This window comes from Neobacillus thermocopriae, from assembly GCF_010975035.1.
GTDB lineage: Bacteria > Bacillota > Bacilli > Bacillales > Cytobacillaceae > Neobacillus > Neobacillus thermocopriae.
The window spans coordinates 19,700-34,155 of the sequence record NZ_JAAIUV010000020.1; the positions used below are offsets into that span (position 1 = coordinate 19,700).

Sequence of the window (14,456 nt, forward strand, 5' to 3'; positions counted from 1 at the left end):
TCGTTTTTGGGTCTTTATTTATGTATGGTTTTCATGTAAGAACAAAGAAGTTTCATGATCTCCTAACCATACGATTTTACTAGTATTCAACTTTCGGCCGCGGCAACGGAAAGCAAACCTCAGTTTCTATTAGAATGTATCGATACACCCTCATATTATCACAAATTTTGGAAACCCTTATAGGGAATTTGGTAATACTTATTGGGAAAATTTGTAGGAAAATAAGAAATAAGATCGGATAGGGTCTAAAACTCTTTATACACGAGAAAAAGTCATAGAGAATAAGAGTCCAATTCTTGCAAACTTCTATACACAACAATTGGACTTTTATTTAGCGATATAAGTAGTATATTTATAATAGATAGACAAAAACGGACATAACAGTCCAATCATTGCAAAAAAGTTTACACTTTCTTCATCGTATAGAAGGGCCCTGTTAGACATACGGAAGGAAGGGAGCGCGCTTTATGGTATTAGACCAACGATGTATGGCCATTTTGAATAAAGTGGTTTATGCATCAGCTTATGTCTCTCCAAGCGAGATTATGGAAGAACTGAACATTTCCAAACGCACCGTTTATTATGACGTTGAAAAAATTAATGGTTGGCTGAAGGATCAGAATATAGAATTGTTGAGTTATGTCAGATCGGCCGGCTTTTATTTAAGTGAAGAAGGGAAGAAGCGAGTTAAAGAAAAACTAGCTTCCTTTGATAAGAAAAAGAGTTATGAATTTTCTCCAAGGGAAAGAATGGCCTGGGCGGCGATTTTGATACTCACCCGGGAGAATAAAATCTTTCTTCAAGATTTATTGGATCAATTAAATGTTAGCCGAAGTACCTTGCTTTCGGACATGAAACAATTGAAAGCACAGTTGATTCCCTTTCATGTGCAGCTGAAATTTCAAAGAAGTTCAGGCTATTATATCGAAGGGCAAGAACAGGACAAAAGAAAATTGTTGCTTTACTTTTTGTCTCAAGTGATGACGAATCGCAACTGGAATGAATTATTATCGGAAATTCAAATGACGGTTCATTCAAAGGACCCATTGCCTTTGGATTTGCTTCAGCGATCTGACCTTGAGCAAATCTATGAAATTATTAATGAATGTGAGCGCTTTACAGGTGTTCATTATACTGATGAGGTCATCCAGGCTTTAAGTGCCCATTTGTTTCTATTAATCAAGCGGTTTACTCAAGGGAAATACATTCAAATGGACCCGGTTGAAAAGGAAGTCATTCAGGAAACAACGGAATATCAAGCCGCCCATTTTATTTGTCAAAAAGTTGAAAGCGCATTCCGAGTTTCGGTGCCAGAAGATGAGGTTTTTTACTTAACCACTTATCTTCTGGGAGCAAAAATAAGTGATTACCGTCTGAGCGAAGTAGAAAACCAACAACTCGTTCATTTAAAACAGATGATTAAGTTAATGGTGGATGATTTTCAAAAACTGGCTTGTGTCTTTTTTCAAAATCGTCAGGAACTGGAACGAAACTTGTATATTCATTTAAAACCGGCCTTTTTCCGGATTAAATATGGGATTGAGTATGACCATCCTTTATCCGAATCATTAAAGCATACGTATCATGACTTATTTGTTTTAACGAAAAAGGTGGTCCACCATTTTGAATATGTGCTTGGAAAACCTGTTTCAGACGATGAAATTGCTTATATTGCGATGCATTTTGGCGGATGGTTGGATAAAGAGGGTGTAAAGGTAGCCAAAAGAAAAAAAGCTATGGTGGTATGTGCAAGTGGGATAGGGACTTCCCGCATCTTGCAAAAGCAAATTGAAGACTTGCTTCCAACCGTGGATGTCATTCAAGTGCTGACGGTTCGAGAGTATGAAAAGGTTAACTTAGCGGGAATGGATTTCGTGATTTCCACTACGCCACTTGAGGATAAAGGTCGACCCGTTTATGTCGTTCATCCCATCTTGAATCATGCAGAAAAAACCTTACTTCTAAAACAAATTCAGTCTACCTCTGATGGAGAAGGTACTGATATCGAAGCACTCCTTTCGATTATTCGAAAATATGCCGATATCCATCAGGAAGAAAAGCTTTATCAAGAATTAAAGAGTTTTTACCAAATCAAAAAAGAGAAAATGGAGGTGAAGTATAAACCGATGTTAAATGAATTGCTAACCATCGATAAAATTCAATTTGCCGACAAGACGGAGAGCTGGGAGGAAGCGATCCGGATGGCAGCGAAACCACTGGTCGCGGATCAATCGATTCAAACAAGTTATGTGGAGGCCATGATTGAAAATGTAAAGGAAATGGGGCCATATATTGTTATTGCGCCAGGAATTGCCTTGCCACATGCCCGGCCAGATGCAGGAGTCAATCGGCTTGGTATGAGTTTTCTTCGGTTGAAGGAAAGCTGCTCTTTCTCTGACAAACCGGACCACCAAGTCCAACTATTTTTTGTTCTCGCTGCCATTGACAATGAAACCCATTTAAAGGCCTTATCACAATTATCAAACATGTTATCAGATGGAAACACCCTTGAAAAATTAAAAACCGCCCAAACCGCAGGTGAAGTGGAAGAAATCATTAACCAATTTTCGAAAGAATAAGGAGGAAACATCAATGAAAAAAATTCTTGTTGTTTGTGGAAATGGATTAGGAAGCAGCTTTATTGTCGAGATGAATGTAAAAAATGTTTTAGGTCAGTTAGGTGTTGAAGCAGAAGTATCACATACAGATTTAACGACAGCTAAGACTGAAAAGGCAGATTTATATCTTGGTTCCAAGGACTTAATTGCAGCATTAGATGATGGCACACGTACGGTTGTCGGCCTTACAAATCTTTTAGACCAAAATGAATTAAAAAGCGCGCTTGAAAAACATATCTTATAAGGTTGATAAAAAAAGCTGACTCTACAAACGAAGCGGTTCATCTCCCTTCCTCATCCCGGCAGATAGGGAGGGAGCAGCGCCCTTTTGAGTCAGCCATGAAAAATAGGTCCATTTTTAGTATAACTGGAAAATCGATAGACTACTAGTTCAAAGATAGAGTTGACAAAGTAACTTTTAAAGGAGGGAAAGATATGTTGGATTTTATTATGAATGATATATTGGGGACCCCGGCCATTCTTGTCGGCTTATTTGCCTTATTGGGTCTCATTCTTCAGAAAAAAGGGATTGCCGATGTGATTTCCGGTACATTAAAAACGATTATGGGCTTTCTTATTTTAGGAGGAGGAGCTTCCATTTTAATAGGGTCTCTCGACATTTTTGGAAAGATGTTTGAAAAGGCTTTCCATATTCAAGGAATTATTCCGAACAATGAAGCGATTGTTGCCATCGCACAGCAAACATTTGGTAGAGAGACTGCCATGATTATGCTTTTTGGGATGGTTATGAACATTGTCATTGCCCGTTTTACGCCATTTAAATATATTTTCTTAACCGGACATCATACCTTATTTATGGCTTGTTTAATTTCTGCTGTTTTTGCCACAGGTGGAGTAACAGGCATTCCATTAATTATCATTGGTTCAATTATTCTAGGATTATTAATGGTTTTCATGCCAGCTATGCTGCAACCATTTGTACGCCAAATTACTGGTAATGATAATATTGCCGTCGGTCACTTTGGTTCTTTTGGTTATTTTACATCTGGACTGATTGGGAAGTATCTCGGTGATCAATCGAAAACGACAGAAGATATAAAGGTTCCGAAATCACTTGGGTTTTTGCGGGATACATCGGTAGCGATGTCGTTAACGATGGCCATCTTATTCTTAATTGTCGCTCCGGCGGCTGGAAAGGATTTCGTAGAATCAGAGTTAAGTGGCGGAGTGAATTTCTTAGTCTTTTCTCTCATGCAAGCGATCACGTTTGCGGCTGGAGTGTATGTCGTTCTTGCTGGGGTGCGCATGCTCATTGCAGAGATTGTGCCAGCTTTTAAAGGGATTGCGGATAAAGTCGTGAAAGATGCCAAACCAGCTTTAGATTGTCCAGCGGTATTCCCATTTGCCCCAAATGCCGTTATTATTGGTTTCTTATTTAGTTTTCTTGCTGGTCTTCTTTCGATGTTTTTACTTCCTGTCTTTGGCTTAAAAGTCATTGTTCCTGGATTAATTCCACATTTCTTTACAGGAGCAGCTGCAGGTGTCTTTGGGAATGCGACAGGAGGGAGACGTGGGGCGATGATCGGTTCCTTTGCGAACGGTCTATTAATCTCTTTCTTACCAGCTCTATTACTTCCTGTTCTCGGTTCACTAGGATTTGAAGGAACGACATTTGGTGACTCTGATTTCGGTGTTGTTGGAATTTTATTAAGCTTATTGGCGAAATTGTTCTAGGTATAGGAAGCTTTGCATGAATTAAGGATGGATAATGGCTGTCCAGGAAGCCGACTGTTCGACTTCTGGATGGCCTTTTCCTGTTTTCTTATTCCTTCCTATTTAAGCATTGTAAAAATTTTTCCATTATTTAATTCACACCATTCTAAATCACCATAGGATTCTTTGTCTCCATATTTCTTCATAAAAGCCTCTTTATTTTTAAATACTTCAATGGAACCATTTTCTAGTAATGTTAACATTCGATAGGTATTGATCTGAAACACTTTGGAAACAGCTATTAATTCCCCAATATGAATGTCTTTAGAAAAATCGGTCATGGGTTTCTACTCCTTTTTACAAATTCCGTTGCTCGTCCATGAAAAACGGAGCTAATTCTATTTATTTGTTTATGGGCTCGGTTACATCCTTCCATTTTTCACGGCATATCATACCTATGTTTTGGAGGGATGGGGATAGGGGGGAGATTGTGATAGGGGTTTATAATGGGGGAAACAGAAAAGACATCGGGGGATAAAGCCCGATGTCTTTTCTAGGTTTTATTTGTAAATCCAAACTGCCCCAGCAGAGTTGTCTTTGGCTTCTCCAATGACACGGAATTTAAGGCCTAATTTAGGAACCTTACGTCCGGCATCAGGAATCAGGTCGTTCATATAGGACTTGGAATCATCAAAAAGGGTAACTCCTTGTAGTCCTGGATATTCATAGATTCCGCGGGTTGGAGAATCGATCGTCCAGGCCGGTGCCTTGTCTAAAGTAAAGGCAGCATCCGCGATTTGGTAACGGGTACTTTGTTCGATGGAGTCAGAACCATTTAGTTTTCCGACAATTGCTTCAGGGTGAGAATCGACTACTCCTAGGAAGCCTTCACCAGGATGTACGCCAACCCAGTTATCTGTGTAGGAATCATCAGCATACCAAACGACTAATCCTGTATTATATTTTACGCCACGGGAGAATGCTAGTGCCTTGTCAGAACCAGCATAGTTTCTCCACTCCAGGTAATAGTAGTGGTCTTTTAGGAAGGTTCCATTCGTTTGAATAAAACCGTTAAGCGTAACGGCTGGAGTACCTTCAGCGCCATCTGAAAATACTTCCTTGCCATCGACGATTAACTTTAATTCATCCATGGCAAACCCTTCAGGGGCTAATCCACCATCTGTGACATAGTCAAAAGCTAGCTTCACTTTTTTGCCTGCAAAAGCACTTAAATCATATTCTTTGTCGATCCATTTTCCGTGTGTTGTTTCCATTCCGCCAGCAGTGTTTTCATCACCGATCGTATCGATTAATGTTTCTTGTCCATCAACGATCGCATGAACATAAACAAAGTCGTAATCGTACTCTACTTCAAAGTTAGCTTTATACGTAAACTTCGCACTGGTTGCATTGGTCAAATCAAACTCTGGAGTGACGAGGGATGTATGAAGGTCGTCCCCTTTTTGACTATAGTAATATTGGCTGCCAAAGTCTGTTTGAATGCCTTTCACTTCTTTACCAGGAAGGTTTACTTTCACAATGCCTGGGTTTTTCGATTTTGTGATGCTTTGGTCAATAACCGTTGCGACCCCATTTTTATCAATGTCTTCATAATTGATTTCGGTAATGTTTGCCCAGTTGCCGCCCATGACTTTTTGGAAATATTCTTTGTTTTGCGGAGAGAAGCTCGTTGGCTCCGTTCCGGCAATTTTACCGTTCCAGCTACCACCACTCATGACCGACCAGGATCCAATCGGCTCGCCATGTCCACTATAAATCGTATCGTATTCATCAGGAAGGCCTAAATCATGTCCAAATTCGTGTGCGAACACGCCCACTGCACCATCTTCTGGTTGGATGGTGTAGTCATAGGCTCCCATTTTACCGCCCCAGTAATCTACTTTAGCTGATGATCCAGGAACCGCATACACACCATCTAATACCCAGCGGTGTGACCAGATGGCATTGTCCCCTAAGGCTCCGCCACCAGCTTCTTGACCAGTACCGGCATGGATAATCATTAAGTGATCAACTAATCCATCTGGCTCGTATTGGTTACCGTCTCCATCAAGGTCGTATAGGTCAAACTCATCGAATTGGGAAAGGTCGATGCCTGAAGCGACTGCCGCATCCAGGGTGCGTTTTACAAGGTCACGTGGCCCAAGTGGATCTAGGTTATCGTGGCCACCGTCTGGATGGTCATCACCGTAGTCTTTCAGGCTGCCTGGAATGGTCAGCCATTCCGAAACCGTACCGTCCACAGTATAGCTTCCACCAGATTGTTCTTCATAAAATTGCTTAAAGGTTTTAATTTTTTCTCCATTGAAAAGAGTGAATTCTTGATCCCCGAACAGTAAATTTTCGTAATGCTGTTTGCTGAAATCATCAGCGTACATATAGCCTTCTTCTTGCACAACTTGGTTATGTTTGAAATCTTCCGTCTCCACCAATAAAACTAGCACTTTATCAGTGCGTACGGGACCGTTATAGTTTGCTTGTTTCGCAGGATTTACTTTGACAGGTCCATTAGGTTTGCCTTTTTTATAGTTTCCATGTCCTTTTTGAAGCTGTTTGGCTAGCTTGTCTTTTTGTTTAGTGATGAAATCTTTTGTTTTCTTGTCAAACTTCTTCTGTTCATCGGTTAAATGCTTTTTACCAGGCTTTTTGTTCTCTTTTTTCTTTATGTAAGTGCTTACAGCTTTCTGGATCTCTTTTTTACTAGCATTCTTTGAAATAACCCCTCTTTTCTGTAAAGCTTTTGCTAGTCTGTCATGATCCACTATATTTAAGTCGATGGGTGCTGATTCAGCCATATTTCCTTGGTTGGCTGATACAGGTGTAGCCGTTCCTGCAAAAGTGCCGGCCAATAAGGACGCAGCCACGATGGTAGAGGCTGTAATGCTGGAAAATACTTTTAATCTACTATTTTTTTTCACTCTTTTTCCCCCTTTTCATCAATTAGATTATTCGATATCCGAATAATCTGATTTTATTTTCCTTCTAAAAGGCTAGGAAGTAAATGGGTATAAAACCTTAATTGTTAGAAAAATCTGATTATATTTCTAGTAAATTCTTCCTATTGAAAAAATTGGTAGAGGACAAAATGGTAGATGAAATAGATGGAAGAAAATAAATTTTAAAAAAAGACCGGTCCCAGTGGATCCGGCCTTTTTCGTGATTATCTTGTTGCGACAATGGATTTTCTTTTATAAAGGAGGGAACCTGCAATAAAGGATAGAGCGCCCCATATGACTAAAATTCCAATCCCAAACCAAAGTGTACTTGACATGACTCCTGTTTCATACACCATGCTGTCTCTCAAGCCTTCAGCAAAATAGGTGAGTGGAAGGACTTTGGATACAGGTACGAGCCATTCAGGCATGGTTTCGATTGGAAAGAAGATCCCGCTTAAGAACATCATGAGAAAGCTGAAAATGTTGGCGATCCCCATATAGGCATTTGGTGTCGTACTGATGGAAGAAATAAAGTATCCTAGTGCATTAAAGGAAAGGGCACCAAATAAAAAGACGATGGCCAGACTGAGGTAGTTAATGTACAAATTGGCTCCAAAGATGAATACGCCGATGAGTGATAAGAGAAGGATTTGAACGATACTAAATAACAACCTCATGATCATATCACTTAGCCCAAAAATGCCCATATTGGCAGGCGTCATCCTTAGTCTTTTGATTAATCCTTTTCTTCTCATTTCTACTAAATCCACCATGCCAAACATTCCGCCTTGAGCAATGGATAAAGCAATCATTCCGGTTAATAGGAAGTCCGTATAGCTTAGGTTCGCATTTCCGGATGAAATGGATTGAAATTGGACATCAAAGGAAGGTGTTGCCCCGACGGCAGATAAGTTTGCCTGTTGTACAAATTTATCGAGAACACTTGAGATGACCTGAGTTGTCACTCCTTGTTCTTCTTCTTTATTGACCAAAATGAGAAATTGGCCTCCGCCTTCGGTTTCAGGAAATACGATCGCTGCATCGACGGTTTTGTTTTTCACCCATTTTTCTGCTTGTTTTCTACTGACGGGTTTGTCAGATTTGACTTCTAGGATAGGAAGCTGACTCAGTTGCGTGAACAGCATGTCAGACGTGGGATTCGGATGTTCTTTTACAATCGCTACTTCCGTTTTAAATTCATCATCGGAGTTGTCGCTAAATATCACCATAAAAATGACCATTAAGATGACAGGGAAAAAGATTCCCCAAAACCATGCTTGTTTTTCACGAAGGGTTAATTTTAATTGGGTCATGAACATTTTTTTAAATTGCTGCCAGTTATTCAATTTAATCCCTCCATTCTTTCCCAGTGTATGCAATAAAGACATCTTCAAGGCTCATTTCTCGAATGGAAACTTGTTCGACATGATAGTCATTCTCTTTTGTGAATTGAAATAAGTCATGTAGGGAATCTTCCGGTTTCATCGTCCAGAGTTTTAGTGTTGTGTCCTCTCGCTCTGTTCGGATGACGGAGTCAAGATTTTTTGAAAAATGTTCTGCTTCTATGGTTGTTTTTTCATCGTGGAAAGAGAGACTTACTTCGCGTTCTTTTGTCAGTTTTTCGATAAGGGAAGAGGGGGAATCCAATGTGACAATGTTCCCTTGATCGACAATACAGACACGGTCACTTAATTTTTCGGCTTCTTCCATATAATGTGTAGTTAAAATGATCGTTTTACCTAATGACTTTAGCTGGAGGATGATGTCCCAAATATTTCGGCGAGCCTGTGGATCTAGCCCCGTTGTCGGCTCATCGAGGAAGAGGATTTCGGGATTACTAATCATCGCCAGCCCGATGGCCAGTCTTTGACGCTGCCCCCCTGATAATTGTTTGACGAGATTGTTTCGGTGTTCGGTGAGATTGATAAGTTCAAGAATTTCTTCAGTCGATTTCGGTTGATCATAGAAGGTGGCAAAGAGGTCTAAGTTTTCTTTCGGGGTCAATAAATCAAACATGGCACTCGATTGAGGCTGGACGCCAATTTTTTTCTTAATGGCTACGGCATCTTTGTCCCAGGTCAAGTCCTGAAAGCGAATTTCTCCTTGATCAGGGGGAACTAAGCCTTCAATCATTTCGAGTGTTGTGGTTTTTCCAGCCCCATTTGGACCGATAATGGTGAAAACTTCTCCTGCATTTACCGAAAAACTAATGTCACGAACAGCTTCGATGGAACCAAATGACTTTTTTAAATGCTTTACTTCTAATACGGTCATGCATTTTTCCTTCCTTTCATGGTCCTATGTAGCCCTGCCCAAAAAGGGGAGTCTCATCATATTACGTAAATAAAGGGAGAAAGATTCATTGTTTTTACAAAATTATAAAAATTTAAGGGCAGGGATGGAAGGATTCGAAGGAGACTTTTTCATTGAAAAAGGGAGAAGCCATTGATGGCTTCTCCCTTTTGTTAATGATAGGATCTAATCCATTTTTTTATAAATATATTCAACTGGGTAATCAGCGAAATCTTGTCTCCACTCATCTACCACTGGATGAAGTTTATTTTTATAAGTTATATCATTCGTATAGAATTTTACTTTTTCACCATCATTTATAATATTGCCAATATAGTAATGGTTAAATGGGTCTTTTACAATAATCCCTTCCTTGAAGGTATATAGTCCACGAACTCCGCCTTCAAAAACTAATGTATCTTCAAGCTCATAAGAATCAATTATTTGCATATTTTCTACCAATGTATCGTAGTCATTACCTAATAACTTTTGGATATCTTTATCACTATTAGCATCTATAATACTTAGTGAAGATAAAGTAGCTTTAGGAGTCTTTGCTGCTGCTGATTGATTTTTGTATTCTCCTCCAAAGTGCGTGCCTATTCCACCAATTTCATAACAACCTTCTGTTTCATTAACTGTGATAGAATCTTTATTCAATGTTAAATCGAGTCGACAATTAAATTCATCGTTAACCAAAATAGCCGTCTTTCCCGTAACAGTTGCTTTTCCATCAATTCCACCTGTATTCGCACCGCTTAAAACTTCAAGAGCAAGGTCAAACGTCTTTCCATTGAAATTGCTAATTTTTAACGTCCCAGGATCACTTACGGAGACACGAGTCCACTCACCATTCCAATTGTTTGATTCCTTTTTCTTTTTTTCTTTTTGAACTTGCTTACTATTTTCGGTTGTTTCCGTTTTTGAGATTTCCTTTTCTTTAATTTTTGTTGTTGTTGATTTTGAATTTCCTACTTTACTATAAACAAAATAACCGGTACCTCCGATTAGTAATAAAGTAAGAATCGCCAATAAAGCTTTCTTCATTTGTTTAGTTCTCCCTTTTTATATTTGTATACGAGAAAATTATAATGAAATATTTTTCTTTTGTGTTAAAATGTTCCTATCTTTTTTACAATAAAATAGAAAAAACAGGATAATTTTCTTAGGTAAAATAATCTATATCTACTGTTGGGCTTGATACATAGTTTGAAAGTGGGAATATGGGGAGCTGTCTAAAAAGTTATATTCTCAATTAAAAACGCCCTGTGAAATAGGACGTTTTGGGTGACAATTACACTTTCATCCGCTCGGGCAGACTCTGTATCGACTGGACCACTAAATCTAGCTTGGCTTCGATCCGATAGAGTAGAAAGAGGGTTACCACGATCGGAAATCCGACCTCGCTGATGAGTGGAATCAGTTGATCCATGAGAATTCACTCCTTTCTGGGGCCATTCGTTTATATTGCTATTGGAGAGAGGCCGGTTTACTAGTGAAGCCGGCCTCTAGTTGCCTATTCTGCCAATTCATATTCGACTACATTGCGGTCAATTACGCGTGCGCCTTTTGCTACGGCTAATTTACCGGTAGCCGTAAAGAAAACATCAGATGCAATGATTTGTTCCATGGATTGCTTGACTTGAGCCTCATCAATCGGCTCTTTCGGGTTTTCTAACGAAATTCGGGCCGTTTTCCCAAACTCTGTGCCGAATTCTAATTCCAATGTTTTTGCCATTTAATTCACCTCCATTCTTTTGTGGGGCCTGTCCTATATGTTGCTGGGACAGGCCTTTGCTTTTTTCCTTCCATTAAGCAATGATTTCGGAGCTGTCTGTACGCTCCAACGTGTTTAGCGGATCATTGCATAAAACGGCAAGTGCGTTTGCTGCTTGGAATAATTGGTCGGCTGATGCTTCTTTACGGACATTGCTAAACGTTTTAGTTCGTAAAATTGGTTTGCCGTCATCATCGATACCAGTTTGGAATACCATTTTTAGCTTTGTGCCAACTAATAAGGATTGTGCCATCATTCATCACCTCCTTTCACCCTCTATATAGGGTTTGGGCGACGAAAAGGACAGGGGGGTGGAAAATTTTTTTTTTATAAAAAATGAAAAAAGGGATATGGCTAGAGAATTTACCTCCAAAACCCCTTAATGGAGGTACGGGGATCATGCGGGAATTTTCGGTAAGAACGAGTAGAAAAAGGTGGGGTGTTAAAAATCTACTAAGGATTCTATAAACGTAGATTTTTTTCCTTACTTAAAGGACGGATGGTTTCACTCTAATATTAATAAAATATCTTTAATTTTCATCTATGTAGATCAAAAAAATGTGATAATTACTTTGGAAACTATTAAATTCTCTAATTCTTAAGTAATTAATTCTTCTTCTCGGGATATAATAAGACAGATAGAAAAGCAACTATAAATTTTAAGGTGGAAGATAGTCTGTAATTTTTCTTCCACCTTTTTTTAGATATTAGCTCTGTTAAATTTGAATGTTGATTTTTACATTAAAAAAAGGCCGACTGATTATGTCAGTCTTTTCATATGCTTGCTCTTGTTAAACTAACGCCCTTGTTAGTTAAAGAAGAAGTAGCTACTTTTTATTCCAATCTTCAGCTAACATTCCATAAACAATATGGTCAACATAATGGTCATACAACCATTCTGCTTGTCTAATACGTCCTTCGTTTACGAACCCCAGTCTTTCTGGAATAGCCCTACTTTTCTTATTTTCCACGGCAACCCTAATTTCAACTCGGTTTAGTTTTAATTCATTAAAAGCATAATCAGTCAAAGCCTTAGCTACTTTAGTCATAATTCCTTTACCTTGGTATTTTTCACCAAGCCAGTAACCAATGTATGCAAATTTATGTGACCAATTTATCGTGTGATAACCTGAAACTCCAACAATTTCTCCATTAAATAGTATAACTGTATTCAAACTCTTGTTTTCAGCAAAACCCTTTAAGGATAGTTTTATATAATCTTTCGTATCTTCAATTTTTGTTACAGTATCAAGCCAAGGAAGCCATTCGCGTAGATATTCTCTTGAATTATTTGTTAATTCGAAAATCCTTTCCGCATCTTTTAATTCTATTAACTTCAAAGATACTTCCTCATCAATCTTATGTACAAACATAATCACACCCCCTAAATATGGTTTAATTTGTATATTAACACACTTTATTTTAAATGAGTTTTTTATTTAACTAACCTTTCCGTTAGTTGAAGAAGAAAATCAACATTATTCTTTAACAGAGCCTAGATATTAAGCTTTTTATCAGATTCCATTTTTACCAGCGACTACGTCCCCTATAATATAATCGTACAGACAAGTACGTAATCAAAAAGATCACTGATTTTGAAATCAATGCTCTTTGTTAATAGATTAATTTGGTCTAAATGTAGTAGAAACTCCTGGTAAAACTCGGTATCTACTACCTGATAATGCATATGCTGTACCTGATAGATACGCAACTCCACCATTATTTTTGTTCATGGATACGGCACCACTAACAGTTGATCCTAAAGCTCCCATACCACCAACAACCACATCTCTCTTAAATCCAGAATAATATCTTAACTTTACAAGACCTGAAAAATGATATGGCCAAGCAGTGGCAGGTTTTACAGACCAATACACAATTCTTCATGAATCACCAGCTACAATACTTGCTCGTCCTCCAGGGCCAGTAACTGATGAAAAAGGCATAGTAATATTATCACTACTACTTATTCCATTTTCATTTACAACACTATTAGGGTGATTGAAAATAGCATTAGAAATTTCGGAATCATTACCGAAACTTATAACTGTAATTTCATCATCTTTATAAATAACTTTTCCTGTTTGAGATAATCTTTCTAGTTCTTGATTATCTTGCTCATTAGCAAATGCTGGAGTAACTAATACAAGTGAAAAAAGCATAAAAAATTATTGTGAAAATAAATTTTTTCATAAACCCCCTCTATTTTCTATATTTTACATTTTTATTATATAATAACATAAAATGGAAGGAGGGGTAATTTATTTTGGAGAAAAATAATCATTATAAAAATCTATTAGAAAGACTTTGTAAAGCTAATAATATTTCCCCTCGAAGGCTTAGATTTGAACAAATTGAAGATTTTGTAATTATTTATGTAAAAAATCAATTAAAAGAAGGAGTAGATTTAGAATGCTTTAAAATCTTAAATCTAATCCATCAAACTGTTTCACCTTTAGGAATACGATTCGAGCAGCAATTATACTTATATCCAGGAGGAGATAGATTAGATAAAGTAGCAATAATGTTTAATAAAGAGGACTACGTACTTTTAAATAAAAAATTAGAAGAAGGAGACATCTAAAATTTGCTAAAAAGGGCCAAGGACGCTTTAAAGGTAAACCAAAATGGGCATAGCTTTTTTGCGCAAAAATGCCCTGTATGGCGTCTGTGAACAAGAGTCGTTAAAGTGATGATCAATCTATAAATCCGTACCATATTCAAATATGGGAAATTTTTTTTTATAGCCTTAACAAAGAAGAAAAAAGGGGGTTACTCATGAAAAATTTCGTTTTCTTGTTGCCTTTTTTATTATTAGTTGCTTGTAGTAATCAAACTCCAACTCTATCGAAAGAAGATGAGATTAGAATTGAACAGGAAACAAAACAAGAACTAAAAGAAGCGGAAGAAAAGGCAAAAAAAGAAGTTGAAGAAATGCTATCTTGGCATGATCATGAAAAATATGATTTTATTGCATATCAATCACTCAGTAGAACCGAAGAAGAGAGAAACGGAAAATTAGAATACAAATAAACGGGATATGCAGTCGACGCTGAGGTATATGGATGGAAAACATCACCTTTATTGAGTGAAGAGGATATATCATTTTCATTATGGCGTAGTGATTTGCCAAATACTCCT

16 protein-coding genes are annotated in these 14,456 nt (G+C 38.0%); 5 read left to right on the plus strand and 11 right to left on the minus strand.

Annotated elements, in window-relative coordinates; translation table 11 throughout:
* Positions 1–467 precede the first annotated feature (467 nt).
* From G4Z05_RS12290 to G4Z05_RS12300, 3 genes are all read left to right on the plus strand, one after another.
* Positions 468–2,579: a BglG family transcription antiterminator gene (locus tag G4Z05_RS12290; protein WP_163252153.1), complete on the plus strand. Its 2,112-nt coding sequence runs from the start codon at positions 468–470 to the stop codon at positions 2,577–2,579.
* 13 nt (positions 2,580–2,592) lie between these two features.
* Positions 2,593–2,862: a PTS sugar transporter subunit IIB gene (locus tag G4Z05_RS12295; RefSeq protein ID WP_163252154.1), complete on the plus strand. Its 270-nt coding sequence runs from the start codon at positions 2,593–2,595 to the stop codon at positions 2,860–2,862.
* 191 nt (positions 2,863–3,053) lie between these two features.
* Complete coding sequence (locus G4Z05_RS12300; protein WP_163252155.1) at positions 3,054–4,313, plus strand: PTS ascorbate transporter subunit IIC; 1,260 nt, start codon at positions 3,054–3,056, stop codon at positions 4,311–4,313.
* Between the two features lie 98 nt (positions 4,314–4,411).
* On the opposite strand, the gene G4Z05_RS12305 is transcribed toward G4Z05_RS12300, so the two are convergent.
* The 11 genes from G4Z05_RS12305 to G4Z05_RS12355 all read right to left on the minus strand — a co-directional run bounded on the left by G4Z05_RS12305 (position 4,412) and on the right by G4Z05_RS12355 (position 13,477).
* The gene (locus G4Z05_RS12305; protein WP_163252156.1) at positions 4,412–4,633 is read right to left on the minus strand and encodes a hypothetical protein; all 222 of its coding nucleotides are present in this window, start codon (positions 4,631–4,633) and stop codon (positions 4,412–4,414) included.
* Between the two features lie 219 nt (positions 4,634–4,852).
* Positions 4,853–7,228: an immune inhibitor A domain-containing protein gene (locus G4Z05_RS12310; RefSeq protein WP_338036763.1), complete on the minus strand. Its 2,376-nt coding sequence runs from the start codon at positions 7,226–7,228 to the stop codon at positions 4,853–4,855.
* A gap of 242 nt (positions 7,229–7,470) precedes the next feature.
* Positions 7,471–8,592: an ABC transporter permease gene (locus G4Z05_RS12315; RefSeq protein ID WP_240465376.1), complete on the minus strand. Its 1,122-nt coding sequence runs from the start codon at positions 8,590–8,592 to the stop codon at positions 7,471–7,473.
* A gap of 1 nt (position 8,593) precedes the next feature.
* A complete protein-coding gene (locus G4Z05_RS12320) occupies positions 8,594–9,520 on the minus strand; it encodes an ABC transporter ATP-binding protein (RefSeq protein ID WP_163252157.1) in 927 nt (308 codons plus the stop codon).
* A 204-nt stretch (positions 9,521–9,724) separates the two neighbouring features.
* Complete coding sequence (locus G4Z05_RS12325) at positions 9,725–10,585, minus strand: hypothetical protein (protein ID WP_163252158.1); 861 nt, start codon at positions 10,583–10,585, stop codon at positions 9,725–9,727.
* 247 nt (positions 10,586–10,832) lie between these two features.
* Positions 10,833–10,970: a YvrJ family protein gene (locus tag G4Z05_RS12330; protein ID WP_038537524.1), complete on the minus strand. Its 138-nt coding sequence runs from the start codon at positions 10,968–10,970 to the stop codon at positions 10,833–10,835.
* An 84-nt stretch (positions 10,971–11,054) separates the two neighbouring features.
* A complete protein-coding gene (locus G4Z05_RS12335; RefSeq protein WP_038537522.1) occupies positions 11,055–11,276 on the minus strand; it encodes a DUF2922 domain-containing protein in 222 nt (73 codons plus the stop codon).
* Between the two features lie 73 nt (positions 11,277–11,349).
* Positions 11,350–11,568, minus strand: coding sequence for a DUF1659 domain-containing protein (locus G4Z05_RS12340; protein ID WP_163252159.1), 219 nt, complete (start codon positions 11,566–11,568; stop codon positions 11,350–11,352).
* A 574-nt stretch (positions 11,569–12,142) separates the two neighbouring features.
* Positions 12,143–12,688, minus strand: a complete 546-nt coding sequence (locus G4Z05_RS12345) for a GNAT family N-acetyltransferase (RefSeq protein WP_038537520.1) — start codon at positions 12,686–12,688, stop codon at positions 12,143–12,145.
* Between the two features lie 249 nt (positions 12,689–12,937).
* Positions 12,938–13,192 carry a hypothetical protein gene (locus G4Z05_RS12350; RefSeq protein WP_163182706.1) on the minus strand — a complete coding sequence of 85 codons (255 nt, stop codon included), beginning with the start codon at positions 13,190–13,192 and terminating at the stop codon, positions 12,938–12,940.
* Positions 13,193–13,198: 6 nt separating this feature from the next.
* On the minus strand, positions 13,199–13,477 hold the full coding sequence (locus G4Z05_RS12355; protein WP_163252160.1) for a hypothetical protein: 279 nt from the start codon (positions 13,475–13,477) through the stop codon (positions 13,199–13,201).
* Positions 13,478–13,581: 104 nt separating this feature from the next.
* Between G4Z05_RS12355 and G4Z05_RS12360 the strand changes: the two genes are divergently transcribed.
* The gene (locus G4Z05_RS12360) at positions 13,582–13,899 is read left to right on the plus strand and encodes a hypothetical protein (protein ID WP_038537515.1); all 318 of its coding nucleotides are present in this window, start codon (positions 13,582–13,584) and stop codon (positions 13,897–13,899) included.
* 194 nt (positions 13,900–14,093) lie between these two features.
* Complete coding sequence (locus G4Z05_RS12365) at positions 14,094–14,348, plus strand: hypothetical protein (protein WP_163252161.1); 255 nt, start codon at positions 14,094–14,096, stop codon at positions 14,346–14,348.
* The last annotated feature ends 108 nt before the right edge of the window (positions 14,349–14,456 follow it).

Excerpts from the sequence above, each read along its gene's own strand:
- G4Z05_RS12290 (WP_163252153.1), top strand. The coding sequence starts at position 468 with ATGGTATTAGACCAACGATGTATGGCCATTTTGAATAAAGTGGTTTAT.
- G4Z05_RS12295 (WP_163252154.1), top strand. The coding sequence starts at position 2,593 with ATGAAAAAAATTCTTGTTGTTTGTGGAAATGGATTAGGAAGCAGCTTT.
- G4Z05_RS12300 (WP_163252155.1), top strand. The coding sequence starts at position 3,054 with ATGTTGGATTTTATTATGAATGATATATTGGGGACCCCGGCCATTCTT.
- G4Z05_RS12305 (WP_163252156.1), bottom strand. The coding sequence starts at position 4,633 with ATGACCGATTTTTCTAAAGACATTCATATTGGGGAATTAATAGCTGTT.
- G4Z05_RS12320 (WP_163252157.1), bottom strand. The coding sequence starts at position 9,520 with ATGACCGTATTAGAAGTAAAGCATTTAAAAAAGTCATTTGGTTCCATC.
- G4Z05_RS12325 (WP_163252158.1), bottom strand. The coding sequence starts at position 10,585 with ATGAAGAAAGCTTTATTGGCGATTCTTACTTTATTACTAATCGGAGGT.
- G4Z05_RS12330 (WP_038537524.1), bottom strand. The coding sequence starts at position 10,970 with ATGGATCAACTGATTCCACTCATCAGCGAGGTCGGATTTCCGATCGTG.
- G4Z05_RS12335 (WP_038537522.1), bottom strand. The coding sequence starts at position 11,276 with ATGGCAAAAACATTGGAATTAGAATTCGGCACAGAGTTTGGGAAAACG.
- G4Z05_RS12340 (WP_163252159.1), bottom strand. The coding sequence starts at position 11,568 with ATGGCACAATCCTTATTAGTTGGCACAAAGCTAAAAATGGTATTCCAA.
- G4Z05_RS12345 (WP_038537520.1), bottom strand. The coding sequence starts at position 12,688 with ATGTTTGTACATAAGATTGATGAGGAAGTATCTTTGAAGTTAATAGAA.
- G4Z05_RS12355 (WP_163252160.1), bottom strand. The coding sequence starts at position 13,477 with ATGCTTTTTTCACTTGTATTAGTTACTCCAGCATTTGCTAATGAGCAA.
- G4Z05_RS12365 (WP_163252161.1), top strand. The coding sequence starts at position 14,094 with ATGAAAAATTTCGTTTTCTTGTTGCCTTTTTTATTATTAGTTGCTTGT.